This window comes from Rhodococcus sp. WWJCD1 (assembly GCF_002258735.1).
Lineage (GTDB): Bacteria > Actinomycetota > Actinomycetes > Mycobacteriales > Mycobacteriaceae > Rhodococcoides.
Genome location: NZ_NOXY01000004.1, coordinates 12921 through 36682, shown reverse-complemented (window position 1 = coordinate 36682; position 23762 = coordinate 12921). Strand labels below are relative to the sequence as shown.

Annotated in this window: 22 protein-coding genes; 12 read left to right on the top strand and 10 right to left on the bottom strand. The window is 64.7% G+C overall.

Annotated elements, in window-relative coordinates:
- Positions 1–47 precede the first annotated feature (47 nt).
- Entirely contained in the window at positions 48–245 is a 198-nt protein-coding gene (locus CH286_RS01515; RefSeq protein ID WP_027496220.1) for a CsbD family protein, read from the bottom strand.
- Between the two features lie 117 nt (positions 246–362).
- Here CH286_RS01515 and CH286_RS01510 point away from each other — a divergent pair, with 117 nt between their 5' ends.
- Positions 363–824 carry a hypothetical protein gene (locus tag CH286_RS01510; protein ID WP_094608139.1) on the top strand — a complete coding sequence of 154 codons (462 nt, stop codon included), beginning with the start codon at positions 363–365 and terminating at the stop codon, positions 822–824.
- Positions 825–890: 66 nt separating this feature from the next.
- Here the strand turns inward: CH286_RS01510 and CH286_RS01505 are convergent, their stop codons facing one another.
- The 4 genes from CH286_RS01505 to CH286_RS01495 all read right to left on the bottom strand — a co-directional run bounded on the left by CH286_RS01505 (position 891) and on the right by CH286_RS01495 (position 4176).
- Positions 891–1439, bottom strand: a complete 549-nt coding sequence (locus CH286_RS01505) for a Dps family protein (protein ID WP_094608138.1) — start codon at positions 1437–1439, stop codon at positions 891–893.
- Between the two features lie 77 nt (positions 1440–1516).
- A complete protein-coding gene (locus tag CH286_RS01500) occupies positions 1517–2584 on the bottom strand; it encodes a TerC family protein (protein WP_094608137.1) in 1068 nt (355 codons plus the stop codon).
- Positions 2581–2736, bottom strand: a complete 156-nt coding sequence (locus CH286_RS27715) for a hypothetical protein (protein ID WP_165430199.1) — start codon at positions 2734–2736, stop codon at positions 2581–2583. Before CH286_RS27715 ends, CH286_RS01500 begins: the two co-directional genes overlap by 4 nt.
- 225 nt (positions 2737–2961) lie before the next feature.
- Complete coding sequence (locus CH286_RS01495; protein WP_032404760.1) at positions 2962–4176, bottom strand: PucR family transcriptional regulator; 1215 nt, start codon at positions 4174–4176, stop codon at positions 2962–2964.
- Between the two features lie 177 nt (positions 4177–4353).
- On the opposite strand from CH286_RS01495, the gene CH286_RS01490 reads away from it, so the two are divergent.
- Both CH286_RS01490 and CH286_RS01485 read left to right on the top strand, forming a co-directional pair.
- On the top strand, positions 4354–5796 hold the full coding sequence (locus CH286_RS01490; RefSeq protein WP_032405056.1) for an amino acid permease: 1443 nt from the start codon (positions 4354–4356) through the stop codon (positions 5794–5796).
- Entirely contained in the window at positions 5793–6692 is a 900-nt protein-coding gene (locus tag CH286_RS01485) for a universal stress protein (protein WP_094608136.1), read from the top strand. The genes CH286_RS01490 and CH286_RS01485 overlap by 4 nt, the downstream gene beginning before the upstream one ends.
- Before the next feature lie 4 nt (positions 6693–6696).
- On the opposite strand, the gene speB is transcribed toward CH286_RS01485, so the two are convergent.
- Positions 6697–7656, bottom strand: coding sequence for an agmatinase (gene speB / locus CH286_RS01480; protein ID WP_094608135.1), 960 nt, complete (start codon positions 7654–7656; stop codon positions 6697–6699).
- Between the two features lie 115 nt (positions 7657–7771).
- Here speB and CH286_RS01475 point away from each other — a divergent pair, with 115 nt between their 5' ends.
- From CH286_RS01475 to CH286_RS01465, 3 genes are read left to right on the top strand one after another with little or no spacing between them, the layout of a single operon-like run.
- Positions 7772–8404 (top strand): helix-turn-helix domain-containing protein, encoded by a 633-nt coding sequence (locus CH286_RS01475; RefSeq protein WP_032376566.1) that lies wholly within the window; start codon positions 7772–7774, stop codon positions 8402–8404.
- Positions 8401–9237, top strand: coding sequence for a carbon-nitrogen hydrolase family protein (locus tag CH286_RS01470; protein ID WP_094608134.1), 837 nt, complete (start codon positions 8401–8403; stop codon positions 9235–9237). Before CH286_RS01475 ends, CH286_RS01470 begins: the two co-directional genes overlap by 4 nt.
- Positions 9234–10919 (top strand): flavin monoamine oxidase family protein, encoded by a 1686-nt coding sequence (locus CH286_RS01465; RefSeq protein ID WP_094608133.1) that lies wholly within the window; start codon positions 9234–9236, stop codon positions 10917–10919. Before CH286_RS01470 ends, CH286_RS01465 begins: the two co-directional genes overlap by 4 nt.
- Here CH286_RS01465 and CH286_RS01460 read toward each other — a convergent pair.
- Together CH286_RS01460 and CH286_RS01455 are read right to left on the bottom strand one after the other, a co-directional pair.
- Entirely contained in the window at positions 10916–11626 is a 711-nt protein-coding gene (locus CH286_RS01460; protein WP_094608132.1) for a YoaK family protein, read from the bottom strand. The two genes, CH286_RS01465 and CH286_RS01460, sit on opposite strands and share 4 nt — an antisense overlap.
- Before the next feature lie 52 nt (positions 11627–11678).
- Positions 11679–13172, bottom strand: a complete 1494-nt coding sequence (locus CH286_RS01455; protein WP_094608131.1) for a PucR family transcriptional regulator — start codon at positions 13170–13172, stop codon at positions 11679–11681.
- Between the two features lie 129 nt (positions 13173–13301).
- On the opposite strand from CH286_RS01455, the gene gabT reads away from it, so the two are divergent.
- The gene (gabT, locus tag CH286_RS01450; RefSeq protein ID WP_094608130.1) at positions 13302–14666 is read left to right on the top strand and encodes a 4-aminobutyrate--2-oxoglutarate transaminase; all 1365 of its coding nucleotides are present in this window, start codon (positions 13302–13304) and stop codon (positions 14664–14666) included.
- A 1-nt stretch (position 14667) separates the two neighbouring features.
- Positions 14668–16119, top strand: coding sequence for an NAD-dependent succinate-semialdehyde dehydrogenase (locus CH286_RS01445; protein ID WP_094608129.1), 1452 nt, complete (start codon positions 14668–14670; stop codon positions 16117–16119).
- A gap of 89 nt (positions 16120–16208) precedes the next feature.
- Here the strand turns inward: CH286_RS01445 and CH286_RS01440 are convergent, their stop codons facing one another.
- Complete coding sequence (locus CH286_RS01440; protein ID WP_230592618.1) at positions 16209–17237, bottom strand: Glu/Leu/Phe/Val family dehydrogenase; 1029 nt, start codon at positions 17235–17237, stop codon at positions 16209–16211.
- Positions 17238–17495: 258 nt separating this feature from the next.
- A complete protein-coding gene (locus CH286_RS01435) occupies positions 17496–17975 on the bottom strand; it encodes an Lrp/AsnC family transcriptional regulator (protein WP_032376573.1) in 480 nt (159 codons plus the stop codon).
- Positions 17976–18109: 134 nt separating this feature from the next.
- Between CH286_RS01435 and pdhA the strand changes: the two genes are divergently transcribed.
- The 4 genes from pdhA to CH286_RS01415 are packed head-to-tail and all read left to right on the top strand — an operon-like array spanning position 18110 to position 23762.
- Positions 18110–19192 (top strand): pyruvate dehydrogenase (acetyl-transferring) E1 component subunit alpha, encoded by a 1083-nt coding sequence (gene pdhA, locus CH286_RS01430; protein ID WP_032404769.1) that lies wholly within the window; start codon positions 18110–18112, stop codon positions 19190–19192.
- 5 nt (positions 19193–19197) lie between these two features.
- Positions 19198–20208: an alpha-ketoacid dehydrogenase subunit beta gene (locus CH286_RS01425; protein ID WP_371832107.1), complete on the top strand. Its 1011-nt coding sequence runs from the start codon at positions 19198–19200 to the stop codon at positions 20206–20208.
- Between the two features lie 44 nt (positions 20209–20252).
- Positions 20253–21554, top strand: a complete 1302-nt coding sequence (locus CH286_RS01420) for a dihydrolipoamide acetyltransferase family protein (protein ID WP_094608128.1) — start codon at positions 20253–20255, stop codon at positions 21552–21554.
- Between the two features lie 12 nt (positions 21555–21566).
- Positions 21567–23762, top strand: a complete 2196-nt coding sequence (locus CH286_RS01415) for a thiamine pyrophosphate-dependent enzyme (protein ID WP_094608127.1) — start codon at positions 21567–21569, stop codon at positions 23760–23762.

The window sequence follows — 23762 nt, the reverse complement described above, 5'->3', positions numbered from 1 at the left end:
ATCTCGAACAGCTCGAGATGCGGGGTCCTGGTCGACCGAACCGAAAATCAGTTCGTGAACTTGTCCTTGATGTTGCCTGCAGCGTCGGAGACGTCGTCGCCGACCTGCTTGGTCTTACCCGAAGCCTGATCCTTTGCGCCTTCGGCAGCAAGATCGTCGTTGTCGGTCTTGTGGCCGATCTTTTCCTTGGCTTCGCCCACCAGCTCCTCGGCCTTGTGCTTTGCCTTGTCGATGAAATCAGCCATGTGCACTCCTCGAAATAGATTGTCCTACCCGTTCGCAGAGAGCTATACCCACGATCGGACGCGGTAATCCCCGTTGTGGGTGCGGTTGTACGGATGCGATCCGGGTAACCGTCGACCATGAACTCAGACAGCGACGCCACGCCCGCCCACGAGACACCGTCTCCGGAGCATCGGCGTCCGAGCGGTGTGAACGACGCGACCGTGGCCGCGGTGGGCAAGATGTCCGAGGCGCTCGAGTGCGTCGAGCGGGCCCGCGGGCACCTCTATTCGTTCCATCAACTGATGGGTCACTCCGACCTGCTGCTCGGAGAAGCCGTCGAGGCACTCGCCGAAGCAGATCACGATGCGATCGCCCAGCGAATCGGCGACGACATGGTCGGCAGGAACATCGCACCCGGACGCTGGACGTTTCAGCTCGTCGAGGAATTCGACGACGGCTACTGGAGTCCGCTGCGCGAACACGAGCGGGCGGTGCGAGACGAACTGCTCGACGGTCGCCGCCACGTCTTCGAGGCAGAGATGAAAGAGCAGCGTCGTACCCATGGCCGCCGCGGGCACGAGGCCAGGCCGACCGACTGACGGCACTCGGACTAAAAGCACCGACCCCGCCGGTGACGGCGGGGTCGGTGCTGGTGTCGAGAAGGTCTAGCCTGCTTGAATTGCCGCGTCGACCTCGCTGGTTGCGCTCGCGGTGGACAGCTGCCCGCCGGAGTTCTCCAGGTGCGCGCGAACGAACCAGTGGAACAGTTCGAGCTGGGCGCTCTGGCCGATGAGCATGTCCTCGGTGATGGGGTCGATGCCACCGACCTCTTCGATGTTCTTGCGAGTGGTCTCGATGACGCCGGTGTAGACCAGATCGAGAGCTCCGAGGTGCTCGATGGCCGTTGCGCGTCCGATCGAGTAGTCGTCCCAGCTACGTTCGGAGACGATGGTGCCGGGCGTGCCCTTGGCCGAGGAGCCGAGGGTTGCGATGCGCTCGGCGACGTCGTCCGCGAAACCGCGCACTGCCTCGACCTGCGGGTCGAGCATCTCGTGTACCGAGATGAAGTTGGGTCCGACGACATTCCAGTGAATGTGCTTGAGCGTCAGGTGTAGGTCGTTGTACGCGTTCAGTCGATCTTGCAAGATCTCGGCGACGCGCGCGCCCTTTTCCGAGGTGAGTCCGGGAACGGTGTACGAGTTCTTTTCAGCCATGATCAGTGTTTGCCCCAACGTCCCGGAACACAAACATGCCCCGCCGAACTGATCGGCGGGGCATGTGTCGTGCGGTGCTAGGACTTGTCGAGTCTCGGTGAATCCGTACCCGACGTTCCCGTCGACGAGGAGCCGGCGGTGGATGTTCCGTCCGTCGGGTCGACGATCGGGCTGTCGGCCGCGGCCCTGTCGATCGCGTCGGCGCTGTCTTCCTCCGAGGGATTCTTCAGGCTCAGGATGATCGAGCCTGCCAGGACCACGATGATGACCACCAGGCTGACCAGAGACGGGATCTCGGGGATCGACGTGCTGATCACCTTGTGTCCGGCCTGGAGAATCAGCTTGACGCCGATGAAGGCGAGGATGATTGCCAGACCCTTGGACAGGTAGTGGAACTTCTCGAGCAACCCTGCGAGCAAGAAGTACAGGGCACGCAGTCCGAGGATGGCGAACGCGTTCGAGGAGTACACGATGAACGGGTCGTCGGTCACGGCCAGAACAGCGGGAACGCTGTCGACTGCGAACACCAGGTCGGCGGCCTCGATCGCTACTACGACGGCGAGCAGCGGCGTGGCCACCCGCTTGCCTGCTTCCTTGACGAAGAACTTGGTACCGGAGTACTCGTCCTGAACGGGGACGATCTTCTTGAGCAAGCGCACTGCGATGGAGGTGCCGGGGTCGTACGAGTCGTCCTCGTCCTTCATCAGCTTGTAAGCGCTGTAGAGCAGGATGGCTGCGAAGACGAACAGAACAGCGGCGAACTTGCTGACGATGGCCACACCGGCGGCCAGGAAGATGGCACGGAAGACCAGGGCACCGATGACACCGAAGAACAGCACGCGGTGCTGGTACTCACGGGGAACCTTGAAGTAGCCGAAGATCAGTGCGAAGACGAACAGGTTGTCGACGGACAGACTCTTCTCCAGCAACCACGCCGTGGTGTATTCCACGCCGGCAGTCGTGCCGAGCGTGAAGAACACGACGATGCCGAAGATGATGGCCACGCCGACCCACAGAGCGCTCCACCACGCGGCCTCCTTGAAGCCGATGATGTGAGCACCGCGGTGCGCAAGCAGGTCTATTGCCAGCAGGATGAGGACGACGGCACCGAAAGCCGCCCACGCCCACCACGGAACGACGTTCATGAACGACCACCCTTACCGCTGAATTTGCTACCGAGTTGCTTCAACTTCGCCTGATTCTCCGGCTTGGTTGCGTATCTACGTGCCTGGTCGACCATCTTCTTGCCCTGTGGGCTGCGAGCGAATGTGGTCAACTTCTGTACCAATGACGACATCTGTCACATGCTCCTTGCGTTCTCGTTCGTATGATCCCGGTGGCGTTCTGGCCGAGCGTTATGCTCGACGGGAATCGTGGGTCTTTCCGCGGGGCCCCACGCCTGGTGGGTCCGACCGCGACTACTCCAGTGTGACTGTTCAGGTTCATGCAGGCAGGGTCGTTTTGCGGACATGTTTCGTAGGAATTCTTTGCCGGAACCCGGCAAGTTGGTCGACTGTACCTGTCATGACGGCAAGCGACCGCCCGGCCAGTCGAGCAACATGGCGCCGAGTACGGCTGTATGCAGCGCAAATGCCTCGACGGGGTTGCCCACATCTTGACCGGTCAAATCATGTATTCGCGACAATCTGTACGTGACCGCCCTCACCGACAAGTGCATGCGCCGCGCGGTGGACGCAGAGTTCGCGCCGGTGTCGAAGTACACCTGCAACGTTTCCAACAACGGACCTGCACCACCGCGGGCGACCAATAGCGGCGTCAGCAACGTGTCGACCAGATCTGCGATGGCGGCCCGGTCACTGATGAGAACTCGGTAGACGAGCAGATCTCGGGCATCGACCACCGGGGTATCGAGTCCGAGCGCGGAGGCCAGTTCGAGAGCATCGAGCGCCTCCCGGTAGGACGCGGCGACGCCCCCTGCTCCTCCGCGTGGGCGACCGACCCCGGTCTGCGTCCTGCCGTACTCGCCGTCGCGACGGAGGTCGACGGAGTCGGTCGGGGTGTGCGCGGACGTACCGAGGACACGTCCCGCCCTGTCGAGAACATGCTCGACGGCCTCGCGGTCGGGTGCGGGAAAGACCAGAATCAACCGGCCCTGCTTGGTTGCGACGAGCAACTCGGCGTCACCTTTGCTGCCCTGCACGCTGCGCTCGACGAGTCCGATCGCCGAGCTCGCGTCGGTGAACGGCTTGCTCGACGTGACCACCGCAACCGCGTGCGGACTCGACAGGTCGAGTCCGAATGTCTGGGCGCGTCCGAGTACCCCGGCGACGTCGGACGTTCCGGAGAGCAGATCGTCGACGAACTCGCGGCGGGCGAGTACCTCGGCACGAACGAGCGTGCGACGGGCGAGTTGAAACCCTTCGGCGAGTTCGGCCACTGCGTCGTCGACGGCCCGCAGCATCACCTCGCCTGCCGTCACTACGCCGGCCGGATTGTCGGCGGCTGCCGTCACTGCGGGCAGTTCTCGCCACAGTCGCCATGCCGAGGACAGATACATGTCGAGCAGAGCGCGCAATGCGACTCCGGCGCGCGCGGCAGCATCACCCTGCGCCCGGAACGGTCTGAGCTGTTGTCGTCTGAGCGGGACGCCGGCGTTCACCGCGTCGGTGAGGACATCGAGAAAGTTTCCGAGGAACACGACGTCGAGGCCGCCTGCGTCCGACGCAGCCAGCGCTGCGACCGTGTCGAGCCGTGCCCCGCCCTCCTGTGTGGCCATGTGTTCGCTCGTCTCCCATTCGATCGAAGGTCAATGGTAGGCATCACAGTGGCCGTCCCCGAAACGAGTCGCTGCGTGAATCGAGAGATTTCGCGGCGTGTTCGATGTGCGGCAGGCACTATCTGGGAGCACAATCAGCCGATCCGCACGTTCGCCTCCACGTTGGGAGAGCCGACCATGACTTCGTCGAACAGACCTGCATCGGGTCTTCGATCACAGCTGCTACGCAAGAAGCCGATCGTGGACCCCGAACAGCACAGCAGCGGGGGGCTCGAACGCACTATCGGCACGTTCCAGCTGACGATGTTCGGCGTCGGTGCCACCATCGGCACCGGTATCTTCTTCGTGCTGTCGCTCGCCGTGCCCGAGGCCGGTCCCGCGGTGATCCTCTCGTTCCTGGCGGCAGGTATCGCGGCCGGTCTCGCCGCTATCTGTTACGCCGAAATGGCATCGGCAGTGCCGGTTTCCGGCTCGACCTACTCGTACGCCTACGTGACGATGGGTGAGGTGGTCGCGATGGGGGTCGCGGCCTGTCTGCTGCTCGAGTACGGGGTGTCGAGTGCCGCCGTCGCCGTGGGGTGGAGCGGGTATCTCAACGAGCTGCTCAACAACCTCTTCGGTTTCACCATCCCGCATGCGTTGTCCGCTGCACCGGGTGACGCCGACCCCGGGGTCATGAACCTGCCCGCGGTGGTGCTGATCGTGTTGTGCGCCGTGCTGCTCATTCGCGGTGCCAGTGAATCCGCTGCAGTCAATGCGGTCATGGTCGTCATCAAACTCGGTGTGCTCGCACTGTTCGCGGTCGTCGGATTCTCCGCCTTCGATTCAGGGAATTTCTCCGATTTCATGCCGCTGGGTACCGCCGGTGTCACCGCTGCCGCGGGCACCATCTTCTTCTCGTTCATCGGACTCGACGCGGTGTCCACCGCGGGCGACGAGGTGAAGAATCCGCAGAAGACCATGCCGCGGGCCATCATTGCTGCGCTCATCGTCGTCATCGTCTTCTACCTCGTGGTCGCGGTGGCAGCGCTGGGGACTCAGCCGTGGACCGCCTTCGCCGGTCAGGAGGAAGCCGGCTTGGCCGAGATTCTTCGTAACGTCACCGGGCAGGCCTGGCCGGCAACGATTCTGGCTGCCGGCGCGGTCATCTCGATCTTCTCGGTGACCCTGGTGACGATGTACGGGCAGACTCGCATTCTGTTCGCCATGGGCCGAGACGGCATGTTGCCGAAGGCGTTTGCCAAAGTCAGTCCGCGCACGCACACCCCGGTCAACAACACGATCGTGGTCGCGGTGATCATCTCGATACTCGCTGCATTCATTCCGCTCGACAAGCTGGCCGATCTGGTGTCGATCGGAACGCTCGTCGCGTTCATCGTCGTGGCGATCGGGGTGGTCGTGCTTCGTCGGACGATGCCGGACCTGGAGCGTCCGTTCAAGGTGCCGGGATACCCGGTGACGCCGGTGTTGTCGGTCGCCGCATGCGTGTACATCCTGTCGGGTCTGCGGTGGACCACGTGGTTCTGGTTCGGTCTCTGGCTCGCCGTGGTTCTCGCGTTCTACTTCCTGTGGGGTCGGCATCATTCGGCGCTCCGATCGGTTGGAAAGGACGCGGAATGAGCGTTCTGATCGCCTTCGCGCCGGGAAAAGGCAGTGTCGGTGCCCTCGATCTCGGTGCCCAACTCGCGCGGTCGTCGGGTACCGACATCGACGTTGCGACGGTGGTGCCCAAGCCGTGGTCCACGCCGTCGATGGCACGCGTCGATGCCGAGTTCGCGGATTGGGCGGCGGTGACGGCAGCCGAGTCGGAATCGAAGGCGCGCCACTACCTGGAGGACCGGGCCCCCGACATCGCAGCATCGTTCCATCGTCTGGCACACCGCTCGGTATCGACGGCGTTGACCGAAGCGGCACAGAACCTTTCGGCTTCGGTTCTGGTACTCGGTTCCTCGGGGGACGGGGCGCTCGGGCAAGTTGTCGTCGGGTCGACCGCGGACAAGCTCCTGCACTCCTCACCGGTGACGGTAGCGCTCGCTCCGCGCGGCTATCGCATGCGTGAACGTGCGACGCTGACGCGGATCACCTGCGCTTTCTCCGGTGACAGCGAGGCCTCGCGTGTGGTGGGACCCACCGCAGAGCTGGCCAGGAATGCCGGCATTCCACTGCGATTGGCGTCGTTCGTCGTCCGCGGGGCAACGATGTACCCACCCGAGGTCGGACTGCGAGCCGAGGACGATGTTGCCGCCGAGCTCGCCCGAGGGCTGAGCGAGGCACTCACTGCGGCGGTGGACGACGCTGTTGCGGTGGGACTTCCGGCCGAACAGGTGACCACCGAGTTGGCCACGGCCGGGAGTTGGCGCGAAGCCCTCGACGAACTGCACTGGCAGGACGGCGAAGTACTGACCATCGGATCGTCCGGACCGTTGGGGCCCATCGCTCGGGTGTTCCTCGGTTCGCGGGCAACGAAGATCATTCGTCACTCACCGGTACCGATCCTGGTGCTGCCGCGTCGGTGACGTTCTATCGGTTGAGGGCCAGCACCGAGAGCAGTTCGTAGGCCACGTGAGCCGCGGCGATTCCGGTGATCTCGGCGTGGTCGTACGCAGGCGCGACCTCGACGATGTCTGCACCGACCACGCTCAGTCCGACAAGTCCACGCAGCGTGTTCAACAGTTCGCGAGAGGTCATTCCCCCGGCTTCGGGAGTGCCGGTGCCCGGAGCGTGTGCTGGGTCGAGTACATCGATGTCGACCGAGACGTAGACCGGGCCACCGTCGAGGCGACGACGCATCCGCTCGACGATGCTGGCCACGCCGTCGACCTCGTAGTCGTCGGAGCGGATCACCTGGAAGCCGAGCACCCGGTCGTCCTCGAGGTCCTGCTCACTGTAGAGCGGGCCGCGGATGCCGATGTGCTGTGAGCGTTCGAGGTCGATGAGCCCTTCCTCGCTGGCTCGTCGGAACGGCGTCCCGTGTGTGTAGGGCGCACCGAAATACGTGTCCCACGTGTCGAGGTGAGCATCGAAGTGCAGCACTGCTATCGGCCCGTGGTCGCGCGCGAGCGAACGCAGGATCGGCAGTGCGATGGTGTGGTCACCGCCGAGGGTGAGAACCGACGAGCCGTCGGCGCGCAGGTCCGTCACCGCGTCGTGCACCGTGGTCAGTGCCTCGGTGATGTCGAACGGATTTACCCCGATGTCGCCGAAGTCCGCCACTTGTTGACGGGCGAAGGGCGACACCTTCAGCGCAGGGTTGTACGGCCGCAACAGTTTCGAGGCTGCGCGGATGTGACCCGGGCCGAAACGTGCCCCTGGGCGGTAACTCACGCCGGAATCGAACGGCACACCGAGGATGGTGACGTCGGCGCGAGACACCTCGTCGAGACGGGGCAGCCGCGCGAAGGTGGTCGGCTCGGCGAAGCGGGGGACCTTGGTGGCGTCGACCGGACCGATCGGGGGGTGCTCGGGATTGCTCGGGTTCATCGACAAATCCTTCCGAATTTCAGGAGTCCGGTCACGTCGGGTCGACCAGTTCGCCCGGCAAGCGTTACTCTGATGCTCGATCTTGTCAACACGAGTTTCCTGAAAGGCGAGAGCGGTGTCCCTTGCTACGTCGGTCGTCAGTGATGCACCGCGTATCGGTGCGCGGCTCAGGGAGGCTCGGCAGAAGAAGCGGTTGACTCTGGACGCGCTCGCCGAGACGTGCGGGGTGACGAAGGGGTACCTGTCCAAGCTCGAGCGCGATCAGGTGAACGCCTCGGTTGCGTCGTTGGTGCGGGTCTGTGCTGCGCTCGACGTACCGGTCGGCTCCCTGTTCGACGATGCCCCAGCGGGTGACGTCGTACGGGCACAGTCGTTGCCGCGCATCGTCTTCGGCGGCGAGGCGATGACAGAGTATTTGTTGACTCCGGTGGGGGAACGGCGCGTCCAGGTGTTGCTGGGGGACATCGAGGAGGGCGGCGGCAGCGGAGCGGAGGCGTACACCCTGCCGTTGGACGTCACGTTCGTGCACGTGTTGTCCGGCGAGGTGCGGGTGACCTTCGAGGCCGACCCCGACGGCAGCTTCGGCGGCGACGACGTCCTGCTCGGGGCGGGCGATGCGTTCACCTTCTCGCCCAGGCGACCGCACAGTTTTCGCAGCGAGGGTAGCGGCGGTGCGCAGGTTCTGTGGGTACTGGCCCCGGCGTTGCCGGAGGAGTTGCCTGCAACGAAACAGGAGTTTTCCTCATGACTGTCACCGTGTCGCTGTTCCAAGGGCCGGAGTTCTCCGGTGATGTCGAGGCGAACCTCGCGGCGATCGACGCCGCCGCGGCGAGCGCGTCCGCGGCAGGGGCGTCCATCCTCGTCACCCCGGAGATGTCGGTCAGTGGCTACGACATCGGAGATCTCGTGCGGGAGCGCGCCGAACCGTTCGACGGTCCGATCTTCGAGCGCATCGCCGCGATCGCGCGATCTCGAGCTGTCGCAATCGTGTACGGGTATCCCGAGAGCAGCGGTGAATCCGTGTTCAATTCGGTCCAGGTGGTCGACGCATCCGGGCTGTCGATCGCGCGCTACCGCAAGACCCACCTGTTCGGTGAACTCGATCGCACGCACTTCGCTCCTGGGCCGGAACTGTTGGTGCAGTTCGACTTCGGAGGTCTGCGCTGCGGCCTGCTCACCTGTTACGACGTCGAATTCCCGGAAACGGTGCGTGCGCAGGCCGATGCCGGAGCGCAATGGTTGGTCGTCCCCACCGGTTTGATGACGCCGTTCGAGATCATCGCAACTCACGTGGTCCCGACGAGGGCGTACGAGAGTCAACTGTTCATCACCTACGTGAATCGCTGCGGTGCCGAGGCCAGCCTGACGTACTGCGGACTCACCTGCGCCGTCGCGCCGGACGGTACCGACATCGCCCGGGCAGATGCACACGAGGAGTTGCTGACGGTGGACTTGGATCCGGCCGAACTCGCTCGATCCCGCTCCGTCAACACCCATCTGGCCGATCGCCGCCATGATCTGTACCGGACAGTTCTCGACCCGACAGGGTCCTCGCGGCCCGAGCAGGAGACCGACCGATGACCACACCCGTCACCCCGGACAGCTCGATCGAATCCGAGGACGAACAGCCGCTCACCATGTTCGGCCCGGACTTCCCGTTCGCGTACGACGACTACCTCGCGCATCCGGCCGGTCTCGGCAGCATTCCCGACGCGGCCCTCGGTACCCAGGTCGCCGTGATCGGCGGCGGACTCGCGGGCATGGTCGTCGCCCACGAGCTGCTCAAGCTCGGGCTGGAACCGGTTGTGTACGAGTCGGATCGGATCGGCGGACGAATGCGCTCGGTGCCGTTCGACGGACACCCCGGGGTGGTGGCCGAGATGGGTGCAATGCGGTTTCCGCCGTCGTCGACCACGCTGTTCCACTACCTCGACGCCGTCGGGCTCGAGACGACGCCGTTTCCGAATCCGTTGGCAGAGGTGACACCGAGTACGGTGATCGACCTCAAGGGCGAGAGCCATTACGCGCGCAAGCTCGACGATCTTCCGCCGATCTTCGCCGAGGTTGCCGACGCGTGGAACCGCACGCTCGAGGAACACGCCGAGCTGGTTCCGCTGCAGCGCGCCATTCGCAGGCGAGACGTGGCCGAGATCAAGAGGATCTGGAACGAGCTGATCGTGAAGTTCGACGACCAGACCTTCTACGGTTTCCTCGCTGCGTCCGAGCACTTCTCGTCGTTTCGGATGCGAGAGTTGTTCGGCCAGGTGGGTTTCGGAACGGGTGGCTGGGACACCGACTATCCCAACTCGATTCTCGAGATCCTCCGCGTCGTCAGCACGGCAGCGGACGACCACCATCGAGGAATCGTCGGAGGCTCACAGCAACTGCCGATGCGGCTGTGGACCGACTCGCCCGCGAACATGGTGCACTGGCCGGCCGGCACGTCGGTGGCCTCACTGAACGGCGGCACCACGATGTCGCGTGTCACCGAGATCAGGCGCACCGACGGCGGCACCACGATCCACGACGACCGCGGCAACATCCGCACCTATGCGGCCGCCGTCGTGACGGCTCAGAGCTGGATGTTGCTCAGCAACATCAGATGTGACGACGGCCTGTTTCCCATCGATCACTGGACCGCCATCGAACGCACCCACTACATGGGGTCGACCAAGGTGTTCGCACTCGTCGATCGGCCGTTCTGGAAGGACAAGGATCCGGTCACCGGGCGAGACCTGGTCAGCATGACGCTGACCGATCGAATGAGCCGCGGCACTTACCTACTCGATCAAGGCGAGGGCAAGCCGGGGCTGATCTGCCTGTCCTACACCTGGTCCGACGATTCGCTCAAGCTGCTGGCCCTCGACCCGACCGAGCGGATGAACATCATGTTGCGCTCACTCGAAGAGATCTACCCCGGCGTCGACTTCCGTAGCCACATCATCTCGACCCCGGTGACACTGTCCTGGGAGACCGAACGCGATTTCATGGGTGCATTCAAAGCGAACCTGCCGGGTCACTACAGGTATCAGGAACGACTGTTCACCCACTTCGTGCAGGACGAGCTGGACCCCAGGCACCGAGGGATATTCCTCGCCGGCGACGACATCTCGTGGACTGCGGGCTGGGCGGAAGGTGCGATTCATACGGCACTGAACGCAGTGTGGGGCGTCGTGCATCATCTGGGCGGTTCGTCCGCCGAGGGCAATCCGGGACCGGGCGACGTCTTCGAGGCCATCGCGCCACTTCGATTGGGGGATTAGCCCTTCGGCGGCAGCGAACGCGGTGCGCGCTCGTCGAACACGAACAGCGCCAACGCGATCGTCAACATCAGGGCCACGACCCAGATCGCTCGCAGTCCGAACAGCTCGACCGCAGCTGCGCCCAGCAGCGCGCCGCCGAGGAACCCGGAAATCACCGCACCGAACCGGCGTGCCCGCGTCCCTGCTTCGCGATCGTGGTCGACGACACGGTGAAATGCTGCCATCGCCATGCTGCGCAGATTTCCGGTAGTCATCGTGGTGTTGAAAGGCGAATCCACCAGTACGCGAAAGGTGGTCACCTGCACGCCGGCCACATGCGCGAGGATGACCGAGACGACGCCGTCGGGCACGGTTGCCGGGAGAAATCCGACGACCAGAACCACGAGGATCTCGAAGACGAGCACCGCACGGACCGGCCGCCGTACGACCTTTGCCACCGCGGGCAACGCGATGAACTCCGCTGTCGCGACTCCCAGCACGAACGCCGCCAACGGCGGTAGAAACGCCAGTGCGTCGATCCAGCGCCCGCCGGCGATATCGACGCCGAGCAGCACCACGTTGCCGGTCTGGGCACCTGCGAACACCCCGCCGCGAGTGACGTAGGTATAGGCGTCGAGAAAGCCCCCGACTGCGGCCAGGAGTACCCCGAGTCGAACCGACTTCGCGGTAGCGACAGCGATGTGGGGCTCAGGACGTGACGTGGTCATCGAGAAATCCTGACACAGGGCCCTTCCATCACAGCTCGACAGCTCGTTCCATTCACGTCGATGCCAGGAGTGAGAGCAACAATTCAGCGCGCACTCGTGCGGACGTCAGATCCACCGCGAGTAGTTCCTCGCATCGGGTGATCCGGTTTCGCAGCGTGTGCCGATGAACGGACAGTTGTGCGGCAGCGGTTTCCCAATGCCCGTTGGCCTCGAGGAAAGCCCGAAGTGACGCCACCAGATCGGCGGTATGGATGCGGTCGTACTCGCCCAGCACGGCGATGGTCACCGCGGCCATGGCGCGCAACGACTCCTGCACCGGCTCGGAGGCCAGCAACATCGACCCGGTGAATTCGACGATGCGATCGTGGGATCCGGCAGCCGCGCAGGCGAGCGAGGCTTGTCGAAGCGCCGCGGGGGACTCGGTGATGTGAAGGCGGGCACTGAGGCCCACGCACGTCGATCTGGGTAGCGAATCCATCATGCGTGCAACGAAGGTGGCGTCGTCGGAGCCGCGGAGCAGGAGCGCGCAGCCGGTGTCGGTCGTCCGGGCGAAGGTCGGTCGCCCCCGGAGCCGAGACTCTGCATCGATCGCGTCGACGATGCGCTCGGATGGTCCGCGCACCACTGCAACCCTGATGTGAGAGTCGTCGTCGGCAGCATCGGCGAGATAGCTGGGCACGTGCACGTCGTCGTCCGTGGTCAGATGCCCGTCGAGGAGCAACCCGAGCGCCAAGGTGTTGAGCCTGGACTGTTCGGCGCGCAGGCGCGCCGGTTTCTCGAGTTCGAGGGTCACCAGTGAAACGGCATGCCCGAGCAGGATCTGCTCGACCCCGGTCATCGGCCCAGCGGTGCGGATGGCCAGGAAAGTCGGTGCGCTGCCGGTGATCGGGACTGAATGCAGACTCACGGTGCGACCCGGTTCGCTCACCGAGACCGTGGCAGGTGACGCCGACGGGCGGATGCTGCGAGCGATGTCGCGGGCCTGCTCGACGAGATTCGATGCGTCCGTCGGATGGAACGACTCGGCGCGCCTACCGATCAGTGCCACCGATGTCGACGTGGCAACTGCGAGTTCCCGGACGATCGCGTCGACGCCGCCGTGCAGCGCTGCCCGCGTGATGCGGTTCTGCACCGACGCAGCACGAACGACCTGCTCGTACTCCTGCTCCGAGATTCGCTTCATGACCGCCCGGATGACAGCAGCGAACGGAGTGTCGTAGGGAACTTCGACGACCGGCAGGCCCACCTCGTCTGCGGCGTCGAGCAGATGCTGGGGAATCGTGCTGTGGGACAATCCGATTCCGAATCCGAGGCACGCAACACCCGCGGCCGCCAGAGTTCGAACGTAGGTCCCGAGCGCGGGACCGTCGGAGTCGAAGCCCAGTCCGGTCGTCAGAATCAACTCGCCGCCCGACAGCCAGGGGCTGGGGTCGATGAGCTCGGTTGCCTGCGCGAAGGTGATGGACGCAGAACTGCGCTCGGGTCCGCCGCGATGACTCAGTCGAAGGTGTCGCTGCCTCAGCAGCCAGGACATCTGCACGCTCACATGTCGCACTGTAATCCTGGGGTCGACGAAAAGGAGTGTGATCGGCTCGTGGGATGGACGAAATGGCAACTGACCCGGCGATCGAGCAGTCGCATACTTGCTGAAACAGCCCAGACGAAAGGTGCGACCATGGCCTCGATCGAGTACCGACTTCCGCAGGAGCGCAAGATCGTCACCGCGTTCCCCGGACCGAAGTCGTCGGCATTGGCGGAGCGCCGCAAGGCTGTCGTCGGTGCAGGCGTGGCGTCCACCCTGCCGGTCTACGTGGCCGACGCTGACGGCGGCGTCGTCGTCGATGTGGACGGCAACTCGCTGATCGATCTCGGTGCCGGAATTGCCGTGACGACCGTCGGTGCTTCGAATCCGGCCGTTGTTGCCGCCGTGCAGGATCAGGTCGCCCACTTCACCCACACCTGCTTCATGATCGCGCCCTACGAGGGTTACATCGCGGTCGCCGAGAAGTTGGCCGAACTCACCCCAGGAGATCACGACAAGCGCACCGTCCTGTTCAACAGCGGTGCCGAGGCAGTCGAGAACGCAGTGAAGATCGCTCGGCACGCCACCGGACGCTCGGCCGTCGTAGTGTTCGATCACGCCTACCACGGCCGCACCAACCTGACGATGGCACTGACCTCGAAGTCGATGCCGTACAAGAGTGGCTTCGGGCCGTTCGCTCCCGAGGTCTATCGGGCCCCGATGTCCTACCCGTTCCGGGAGGGCCTGAACTCCGACGGTTCCTCGGTTACCGGCGCGCAGGCCGCGGCACGGGCGATCTCCGTCATCGAAAAGCAGGTCGGTGCAACCAATCTCGCGGCCATCCTTATCGAGCCGATTCAGGGTGAGGGCGGTTTCGTCGTGCCGGCCGACGGCTTCCTGCCGGCACTGGCGAACTGGGCGCGCGAGAACGACGTCGTCTTCATCGCCGACGAGGTGCAATCCGGATTCACCCGGACCGGTGCCTGGTTCGCCAGTGAGCACGAGGGAGTCGTGCCGGACCTGATCACCATGGCGAAGGGCATCGCGGGCGGGATGCCGCTGGCCGCGGTCACCGGCCGCGCCGACCTGATCGACGCCGTGCATCCGGGTGGACTCGGTGGGACGTACGGCGGCAACCCCGTCGCCTGCGCCGCTGCCTTGGCGTCGATCGAGCAGATGGAGACGCTCGACCTCAATGCCCGCGCCCGCAATATCGAACGCATCGTGCTCGACCGGCTGCACGCGTTGACTCCGGACGTCTCCATCATCGGTGACATTCGCGGACGCGGAGCCATGCTGGCCGTCGAACTGGTCGTACCCGGTGGACACGAGCCCAATCCCGAGGCCACCAAAGCCGTTGCGGCTGCGGCACTCGAGGCCGGGGTGATCGTGCTGACGTGCGGTACCTACGGCAACGTCATCCGCCTGCTGCCGCCCCTCGTGATCTCCGACGAGCTGTTGGACGACGCGCTCACCGTCCTCGAAGGTGCGCTTCGCTCTGTGGCACAGGGGAACTGACATGTCGGCCCACGATCTGATCTCCTCGTTGCCCACCGATCTCTGGCTCGGCGGTGCGCAGACACCGTCGGCGTCGGGCGCTCGATTCGCCGTGCTGAACCCGGCGACCGGCGAGGAACTGACTACCGTCGCCGACGCCACCGCGGCCGACGGGATCACCGCGCTCGATCTCGCTGTTGCGGCGCAGGGGGCGTGGGCGGCGACGCCTGCTCGCGAGCGGGCAGAGATTCTGCGGCGCGCCTTCGACCTGCTGCAGCAGCGAGCCGACGACTTCGCTCTGTTGATGACCCTCGAAATGGGGAAGTCATTGGCGGAGAGCCGCGGTGAAGTGAACTACGGCGGAGAATTCCTGCGCTGGTTCAGCGAGGAAGCCGTTCGGATCGGCGGCCGGTTCACTCCCGCGCCGGCAGGCAACGGCCGAATTCTGGTGACCAAGATGCCCGTCGGTCCGGTGCTGGCCATCACCCCGTGGAACTTTCCGCTGGCCATGGGAACGCGCAAGATCGGGCCCGCTCTGGCTGCCGGATGCACCGTCATCGTCAAGCCGGCCGAGGACACTCCGCTCACGATGCTCCTTCTGGGGCAGGTGTTCGCCGACGCGGGGTTGCCCGATGGGGTGCTCTCGATCCTTCCGACGTCCGACGCCGCGGCGGTCACCGGACCGCTGATGGACGACCCCAGACTGAGGAAAGTCACGTTCACCGGATCGACCGGAGTGGGAAAGCTGTTGGTACGCAACGCAGCCGACCGCCTGCTACGGACGTCGATGGAGCTCGGTGGCAATGCCCCCTTCATCGTGTTCGACGACGCGGATATCGACGCGGCCGTGGACGGGGCGATGCTCGCCAAGATGCGCAACGGCGGCGAGGCCTGCACGGCGGCCAACCGCTTGTATGTCGCGAACTCGGTGCGTGAGGAATTCACCGTGAGGTTGACGGCGCGAATCGAGGCCTTGACGGTCGGTGCGGGTGACCGAGAGGGCACCGACATCGGGCCGCTCATCAACGACAAACAGCGTGGAACGGTCACCGCACTGGTCGACGATGCCGTCGCGAAGGGTGCTCGGGTGCGCACCGGCGGCACGGCGCCGGATGGACCTGGATTCTTCTATACGCCGACGGTTCTCGACAGTATCCCCGCGGACGCGAATCTGTTGCGGGACGAGATCTTCGGACCTGTCGCGGCGATCATCGGATTCGACACCGAGGCCGAGGCCGTCAATGCAGCGAACAACACCCGATACGGGTTGGTAGCGTACTTCTTCACCGAGAATCTCGACCGAGCCCTACGGGTGTCGGCGGCTCTGGACACCGGCATGGTCGGGGTCAATCGAGGTGCCATCTCGGACGCGGCCGCTCCGTTCGGTGGCGTCAAGGAATCGGGCTTCGGCCGCGAGGGCGGTTCGGAAGGCATCGAGGAATACCTCGAGACCAAGTACATCGCGCTGCAGTAGCCGGTGCACGTAGCGCTCCACTCTGCGACCGTCGGCGCGGGAATGCCCGATCGACGGCCGAGAGTGGAGCGATTCGTGCCGGTCCGTTCTCAGCCCTGGGCAGCCGCGATCCGGTCCTCGGCCAGACGATCGGCTGCGGCTCCCAGCAGAATGCCCTCGGTACGCGCGATGGCGAAGATGCCGGAGACGGTGTCGCGGATCTTCCCGATCGTGGCCATCACCTGGGCCGAATCCTTACCGCGCAGTTCGCCTTCCACCTGGATCAATCCGCCGGCGTTGGCGACGTAATCGGGTACCCAGACGATTCCGCGCGCCGCCAACATCTCTTCGACGTCGGGTGTGAGCAGCTGGTTGTTGGCCGCGCCGCAGACGATGGACGCCGTCAATCGGGCTACCGAGGAGGCGTCGAGGGTGGCACCCATGGCGCACGGTGCGTAGACGTCGACGTCGGCACCGATGATGTCGGATTCGATGGTGACCCCGGGGAAGTCCAGGGCGATGCGCTCGAGTGCGGGTGCATAGGAGTCGCTGACGATCACGTCGGCACCGGCATCCCGAAGAAGGGCGACGAGGTTGTATCCGACCTTTCCTGCACCTTCGACGGCGACACGCTTACCGGTCAGATCATCTGAGCCCCAGACTGATTCGGCTGCCGCACGGAGCGAAAGAAAGACCCCGAGTGCGGTCTGCGGACCGCTGTCGCCGGTGCCGCCTGCAGTGGTGTTCTTGCCGACGACGTGCGCGGTCTCTTCGGCGATGATGTCGAGATCGTTGCTGTTGGTGCCCACATCGCCTGCGGTGACGTAGGTTCCACCGAGCGACTCGACGAACCGGCCGTATGCGTTCAGCAGCGTCGGGGTCTTGATGGCGTTGGGATCGCCGATGATCACGGCCTTTCCGCCGCCGAGGTCGACGCCCGCGACGGCGGCCTTGTAGGTCATCCCGCGGGAGAGTCGCAATACATCGGTCAACGCATCCTGCTCGGATGCGTAGGGGTAGAAGCGAGTTCCGCCGAGGGCCGGCCCGAGAACGGTGGAGTGGACGGCGATGATCGCGCGCAGCCCGGTATCGCGGTCCTGGCAGAACACGACGCGTTCGTGCGCGGAGTCGCGCGGCATGTCGGGACGGTCGAAGACGCCTGCCGTCGAGGAGAGGGAGCGGGGCGGGGTGCTGGCTACGGCGGCGGGGTGGTCGGCAACGACGGACACAGGCGGTCTCTTTCGGTGATGAGGCGGCGGTACCCGGAAATGGGTGGTATCCGGGAACATGTCCGTCGAAGAGTGCCGTGAACGTGCACGCTGGTCAACCGCCGTCGCCGAGATCATGCATCTTGCACGGTGGAGGCTGAATCGGTCTGGCAGAGCTGGTCTGCCTGCTCAGCGTCGGCCGTCTTCGGCGAGCTGTTCGAGCAACGGCTTGGTGCGGTACTGGATCAGTTCCGACATGGCGATGGACATGTTGGTGCGCTCGACTCCCGGTATCTCGAGAATCAGACCGGCGATGCGGTACAGGTCGTCGGCGTCTACGGCGGCGATGCGGATGTGCATGTCTGCAGCTCCGGACAGCCCGAACACCTCGAGTACCTCAGGGATGGTGCGGAGATTCTCGGTGACCGCCGCCAGCATGTGCTGATTGACCCGTGCGGTGACGAACGCCTGCAGCGGTCGCCCCAGCGACTTCGGCGGGATGCGGTGATCGATCGGAGTGAGTGAGCCTTTGTCGTCCCATCGGCCGAGACGCGCCTGGACGGTGTTTCGCGACAAGCCCAGTGTCGTGGCGAGTTCGACCCCGGTGGCGCGAGGCTTCGAGCAGAGGGCGAGGAGAAGCTTGGCGTCGGTCTTGTCCAAATCGGTCATTGCGCACTTCCTGTAGCTCGGTCGTTATTCAATATTGTGCACGTTGCGCAGTTTCGAAGTCATCACTTGTGCAGTCTGGATGTCGGTGGTGTCCTTGTGAAGGACATCACATCAGGACGGAGAGTGCCAGGACCATGAACACCAACTCGCTGGTTCAGCTGATCAAAGAATCGGGAACCGTGGTGCGCAACGAGACCTACTCGCCTCTCGTCGCCGATATCGACACGGCCGCGATGATGGAGATGTATCGCGATCTCGTCGTCGTCCGGCGCATCGATTCCGAGGCCACCGCGTTGCAGCGGCAGGGCGAACTGGGCCTGTGGGCACCGCTGCTCGGTCAGGAAGCGGCGCAGGTCGGATCCGCTCGTGCGCTCGACACCGAGGACTTCGTGTTCGCCAGCTACCGCGAGCACGGCGTCGCTTATTGTCGCGGGGTAGACCCCACTCAGATGCTGCGGTTCTGGCGCGGATCGACGCTGTCCGGCTGGGACCCGTACGAGTACCGGATGACCACACCGGCGATCATCGTCGGATCGCAGGGTCTGCACGCGACCGGGTACGCCATCGGCATGCAGCTCGAGGGCGCCGAAGGTGCGGCCATCACCTACTTCGGTGACGGCGCGACCAGTCAGGGCGACATCTCCGAAGCGCTCGGTTTCGCCGCCAGTTTCCATGCGCCGGTGGTGTTCTTCTGCCAGAACAATCAGTGGGCGATCTCCGAACCGGTGACGGTACAGACCAAGACGACGATCGCGGCCCGCGGCGAGGGCTTCGGTATTCCGTCGGTGCGCGTCGACGGCAACGACGTTCTGGCCGTCCTGGCGGTGACCAGAGCAGCGCTGGCGCGCGCCCGAGAGGGTAGTGGTCCGACGCTCATCGAGGCCGTCACCTACCGGATGGGCCCGCACACCACGTCCGACGATCCGACGCGATACCGCTCGGGTGCCACCGACGACGAATGGCGTGCGAAGGATCCGATCGATCGAATCGAGAAGCTGCTCCGTCGAATCGGCGTGTACGACGACGCGTTCGCCGCTTCGGTGAAGCGCACCGCCGACGACGTCGCGGCGGAACTCCGCCGTGGGTGCCTCGAGACCGTCGAGCCGGAAGCGATGTCGGTGTTCGACAACGTCTACGCCGATCCACACCCCCTCCTGGACGACGAGCGAGCCCAATTTGCCTCGTACCAGGCCGGATTCGAAGGAGCCACGTCATGACCACCATGGAAAGTATTGCGCCGCAGCGGCCCACGAGTCTTCCGTTGGGCAAGGCCATCAATGCAGGTCTGCGACGAGCGATGGAGAACGATCCCAAGGTTCTCCTCATGGGCGAGGACATCGGCAAGCTCGGTGGCGTCTTCCGCATCACCGACGGCCTGCAGAAGGACTTCGGACCCGGTCGTGTTCTCGATATGCCGCTGGCCGAGTCCGGCATCATCGGCACCGCAGTCGGACTCGCGATGCGGGGATTCCGGCCGGTGTGCGAAATTCAGTTCGACGGCTTCATCTATCCGGCCTTCGATCAGATCGTCTCGCAGGTCGCCAAGCTGCACTACCGCACGAGTGGCAACGTGAAGATTCCGATGACGATTCGCGTGCCCTACGGCGGCGGAATCGGTGCCGTCGAGCATCACTCGGAGTCGCCCGAGGGCTACTTCGCGCAGACCGCGGGCCTACGCGTCGTCACCTGTAGCAATTCTGCAGACGGCTACTCGATGATCCAACAGGCTATTGCCAGCGACGACCCCGTGTTGTTCTTCGAGCCGAAGCGTCGGTACTGGGAGAAGAGCCCGATCGACCTGGACTCCACCGATCCGGGCGCGTCGTACCCGCTGCACCGGGCGCGGGTGGTCACCGAGGGCACCGATGTCACACTCATCGCCTACGGCCCGCTCGTCGCCACCGCCCGCAAGGCCGCCGAAGTTGCTGCCCACGAGGGAATCTCGATCGAGGTCATCGATCTGCGCTCGCTGTCCCCGATCGACTTCGAGACCATCGAGGCCTCTGTGCGCAAGACCGGACGTCTGGTCGTCACACACGAGGCACCGGTGTTCATGGGTATCGGCTCCGAGATCGCCGCACGGATATCCGAACGGTGTTTCTACAACCTGGAGGCACCGGTGCTGCGCGTCGGCGGCTTCGGGACCCCGTACCCCGCGTCGAAGCTCGAGAAGTTCTACCTCCCCGACGTCGACCGGATCCTCGACGCCGTCGACCGCTGCCGCTCCCACTGACTTTTCGCTCACTGCCGCCGACAGACACCGAACAGGATTCGACGATGCCCACCATCCAGAGTTTTCCGTTGCCCGACCTCGGGGAGGGTCTCACCGAGGCCGACCTGCTGACCTGGCTCGTCGCCGTCGGTGACACGATCGAGTTGAATCAGAACATCGCCGAGGTCGAAACGGCCAAGGCTGCCGTCGAACTTCCCTCACCGTTCGCGGGGGTGGTTGTTGCGCTGCATGTCTCGGAGGGCGACACCGTCGAGGTCGGGGTGCCGATCATCGACATCCGAGTCGGCGGCGACACCCAGGAGGAGGTGACTGCCCCGCCGAGTGTCGAGACAGCCACCGACACGGACGAGGCAGCCCCCGCAGAAGACAACGACGAACGGATTCCGGTTCTCGTCGGCTACGGCGTGGCGAAGGAAGGATCCAGTCGACGCGGCGGCCGGGGACCAGCTCCGGTCACCGCGACATCGAGTGGTCGGAACGGCAAGCCGTTGGCCACACCGCCGGTGCGAAAGATCGCCAAGGACAACGCCGTCGACCTGGCCGAGGTGCCCGCAACCGGAAGCCACAGTGACGTCACGCGTGAGGACGTCGAGACTTACCTGAAGGGTGAGGAGCCGGCGGAGGCGCCGGCCCCGCACCGGACCGGCCGCGAAGAGCGCACGCCGATCAAGGGAGTGCGCAAACATACGGCGGATGCGATGGTGCGCAGTGCATTCACCGCTCCGCACGTCACCGAATTCGTGACCGTGGACGTCACCGAGACTCTGGCTCTGCTGGAATCCCTCCGGTCCTCGACTCATTTCGCGGACGTGCGGCTGACTCCGCTGGCGTTGGTGTCCAAGGCAGTTCTGGTAGCACTGAGATCGAATCCGTCCCTCAACTCGTCCTGGGACGAGGCGGCTCAGGAGATCGTCACCAAGCACTACGTCAACCTCGGCATCGCCGCAGCGACTCCGCGCGGCCTGATGGTGCCGAACATCAAGGACGCGCACGAACTTTCGTTGGTGGACATCGCGCGTGCACTGGCAGATCTGACGCGTACCGCGAAAGAAGGCAAGAGCAGTCCGGCCGACCTCGCCGACGGCACGATCACGATCACCAACGTAGGAGTGTTCGGAGTCGACGCCGGGACGCCCATTCTCAATCCCGGTGAAGCGGCCATCTTGTGCTTCGGTTCGATCCGCCGTATGCCCTGGGAACACGAGGGTGCCATCGCACTGCGTTCGGTGACGACGCTGTCACTGTCGTTCGATCACCGTCTGGTCGACGGCCAGCAGGGATCACAATTCCTCGCCCTCGTCGGTCGGCTGCTCAGCACTCCGATGGATATGATCGCCCTGAGCTGATTCCGCGGCTCGATGGAGACAGGTCGATGGAGACAAGTCGATAGAGACAAGGGTGCGCGCGTGGCCGAGGCAATCGACGAGTACTTCCTGAAGCAGGTTCGCTTCGCCCGGCCCGCTGGGTCGGTCGTCGCGGATCCGGATCGACTGCTTCGGTACTTCGACGCGCAGCTCGCCAGCAGGCATCTCGACTTCGCGGCCCGTTGGTTGCAGTCCGAGGGCTTCGGTTACTACACCATCGGATCGTCGGGGCACGAAGCCAACGCAGCCGTCGGGGCAGCGACCGAGGTCACCGACCCGGCGCTGCTGCACTACCGCTCCGGTGGTTTCTATGCCGCACGCGCACAACAGCATTCGGACTCGAACCCGATCCGGGACGTACTGGCGAGTCTGGTCGCCTCGACTCGAGATCCCATGTCCGGCGGCCGCCACAAGGTGTTCGGGCATCCGGCTCTGGGCATCGTCCCGCAGACGTCGACCATCGGGTCCCAGGTTCCGCGCGCGGTCGGTCTGGCGTTCGCGCTCGGTCGGGCGAAGGCGCTGCGTCATCGAACCCCGTGGCCCGAGAACGCCGTTGTGGTGTGCAGCTTCGGCGACGCCTCGGCCAATCATTCGACGACGGTGGGTGCGCTCAACTCGGCTGCCTACTGTGCGCATCAGTCCGTTCCGATGCCGATCCTGTTCGTCTGCGAGGACAACGGAATCGGCATCAGTACCCGATCGCCGCGGGGGTGGATTGCGCAGTCGCTCAGCCGATTACCGTCGATCGAGTACGTGCGGGCCGACGGCAACGATCCGATCGCACTGATGCGCACCGTCGACGCCGCCGTCGCTACAGTGCGCAATCGGCGGCGTCCGGTAGTGCTCCACCTCGAGACGGTGCGGCTGATGGGTCACGCCGGATCGGATGCCGAACTCGCCTACCGCTCCAGCGCAGACATCGTCGGTGACTACGAGCGAGATCCGTTGGTGGCCAGCGCTCGTGCGTTGGTCGGCGCCGGGATCTTGACTGCCGCCGACGTCGAAGGCCGATACCAGGCGATGCGCGAGACCGTCATGGGCGAGGCCGAGGCGACGGTCGACTCGCTGCGCTCCGGGGAATCGTCGCGCCTCGCTACCGCAGAGGCGGTGATGGCTCCGCTCACCGATAGGCGACCGACCGCCGTGGCTGCTACCGAGAGCAGTCTGCGAGGTGCTCACAACGAAGGTCGGCTCACGCTGGCCGCGATGATCAACCGAACTCTCACCGACATCATGACGACGCGACCGGATGTGCTCGTGTTCGGCGAGGACGTGGCCGTCAAAGGCGGCGTCTACGGCGTCACGAAGGGCTTGCGTAAAAAGTTCGGCGCAGCGCGAGTTTTCGACACTCTGCTCGACGAGCAAACTGTGCTCGGCACCGCCCTCGGTGCTGCGCTCGCTGGATTCGTCCCGATACCCGAGATTCAGTATCTGGCGTACCTGCACAATGCCGAGGATCAGCTGCGTGGTGAGGCCGCGTCGCTGAAGTTTTTCTCCGACGCCCAGTACACCAACGGGATGGTGGTACGCATCGCTGGTTTGGCGTATCAACGCGGTTTCGGCGGACACTTTCACAACGACAATGCGGTCGCTGTTCTGCGCGATATTCCGGGCATCGTGGTTGCGGTTCCGAGTTCGGCGGCCGAGGCCGCCGGTCTCTTGAGAACCTGCGTGGCACTGGCCGCGGAGGAGGGGCGAGTGTGCGTGTTTCTGGAGCCCATTGCGCTCTATCACCGCACCGATCTGCTCGACGGCGACGGTGCACTGCGCTGTGCCGATAATTCAACGGGCGATTTCGGCACCGTCGCAAGCCATCTCGACGGAGATGATCTGGTGATCGTCACGTTCGGTAACGGAGTGGTGATGAGTCGACGCGCCGCGTCGCGGTTGAGCGAACGCGGGATCGCGGTGACGGTCGTGGACCTACGTTGGATAGTTCCCCTGCCGGCCGGGGATCTGTTGCACCGGCTGGCACGCTTCGATCGAGTGCTGATCGCCGACGAGACCCGGCACGACGGGGGAGTGGGTGAGGGCGTCGTGACCGCTCTCGTCGAGGGCGGCTACGACGGTGCCATCGCGCGAGTCTCCAGCGCGAATTCGTTCGTCCCCCTCGGCGGCGCGGCCGATCTCGTCCTCCTGTCGGAAGACGAGATCGTCGACGCGGCCGTGCGGATGATGGACGCCGGGTGA

Bases quoted from the DNA above. Each gene is read 5' to 3' on its own strand.
- CH286_RS01515 (WP_027496220.1), bottom strand. From the start codon at position 245: ATGGCTGATTTCATCGACAAGGCAAAGCACAAGGCCGAGGAGCTGGTG.
- CH286_RS01510 (WP_094608139.1), top strand. From the start codon at position 363: ATGAACTCAGACAGCGACGCCACGCCCGCCCACGAGACACCGTCTCCG.
- CH286_RS01505 (WP_094608138.1), bottom strand. From the start codon at position 1,439: ATGGCTGAAAAGAACTCGTACACCGTTCCCGGACTCACCTCGGAAAAG.
- CH286_RS01500 (WP_094608137.1), bottom strand. From the start codon at position 2,584: ATGAACGTCGTTCCGTGGTGGGCGTGGGCGGCTTTCGGTGCCGTCGTC.
- CH286_RS27715 (WP_165430199.1), bottom strand. From the start codon at position 2,736: ATGTCGTCATTGGTACAGAAGTTGACCACATTCGCTCGCAGCCCACAG.
- CH286_RS01495 (WP_032404760.1), bottom strand. From the start codon at position 4,176: ATGGCCACACAGGAGGGCGGGGCACGGCTCGACACGGTCGCAGCGCTG.
- CH286_RS01490 (WP_032405056.1), top strand. From the start codon at position 4,354: ATGACTTCGTCGAACAGACCTGCATCGGGTCTTCGATCACAGCTGCTA.
- CH286_RS01485 (WP_094608136.1), top strand. From the start codon at position 5,793: ATGAGCGTTCTGATCGCCTTCGCGCCGGGAAAAGGCAGTGTCGGTGCC.
- speB (WP_094608135.1), bottom strand. From the start codon at position 7,656: ATGAACCCGAGCAATCCCGAGCACCCCCCGATCGGTCCGGTCGACGCC.
- CH286_RS01470 (WP_094608134.1), top strand. From the start codon at position 8,401: ATGACTGTCACCGTGTCGCTGTTCCAAGGGCCGGAGTTCTCCGGTGAT.
- CH286_RS01465 (WP_094608133.1), top strand. From the start codon at position 9,234: ATGACCACACCCGTCACCCCGGACAGCTCGATCGAATCCGAGGACGAA.
- CH286_RS01460 (WP_094608132.1), bottom strand. From the start codon at position 11,626: ATGACCACGTCACGTCCTGAGCCCCACATCGCTGTCGCTACCGCGAAG.
- gabT (WP_094608130.1), top strand. From the start codon at position 13,302: ATGGCCTCGATCGAGTACCGACTTCCGCAGGAGCGCAAGATCGTCACC.
- CH286_RS01445 (WP_094608129.1), top strand. From the start codon at position 14,668: ATGTCGGCCCACGATCTGATCTCCTCGTTGCCCACCGATCTCTGGCTC.
- CH286_RS01440 (WP_230592618.1), bottom strand. From the start codon at position 17,237: ATGCCGCGCGACTCCGCGCACGAACGCGTCGTGTTCTGCCAGGACCGC.
- CH286_RS01435 (WP_032376573.1), bottom strand. From the start codon at position 17,975: ATGACCGATTTGGACAAGACCGACGCCAAGCTTCTCCTCGCCCTCTGC.
- pdhA (WP_032404769.1), top strand. From the start codon at position 18,110: ATGAACACCAACTCGCTGGTTCAGCTGATCAAAGAATCGGGAACCGTG.
- CH286_RS01425 (WP_371832107.1), top strand. From the start codon at position 19,198: ATGGAAAGTATTGCGCCGCAGCGGCCCACGAGTCTTCCGTTGGGCAAG.
- CH286_RS01420 (WP_094608128.1), top strand. From the start codon at position 20,253: ATGCCCACCATCCAGAGTTTTCCGTTGCCCGACCTCGGGGAGGGTCTC.
- CH286_RS01415 (WP_094608127.1), top strand. From the start codon at position 21,567: ATGGAGACAGGTCGATGGAGACAAGTCGATAGAGACAAGGGTGCGCGC.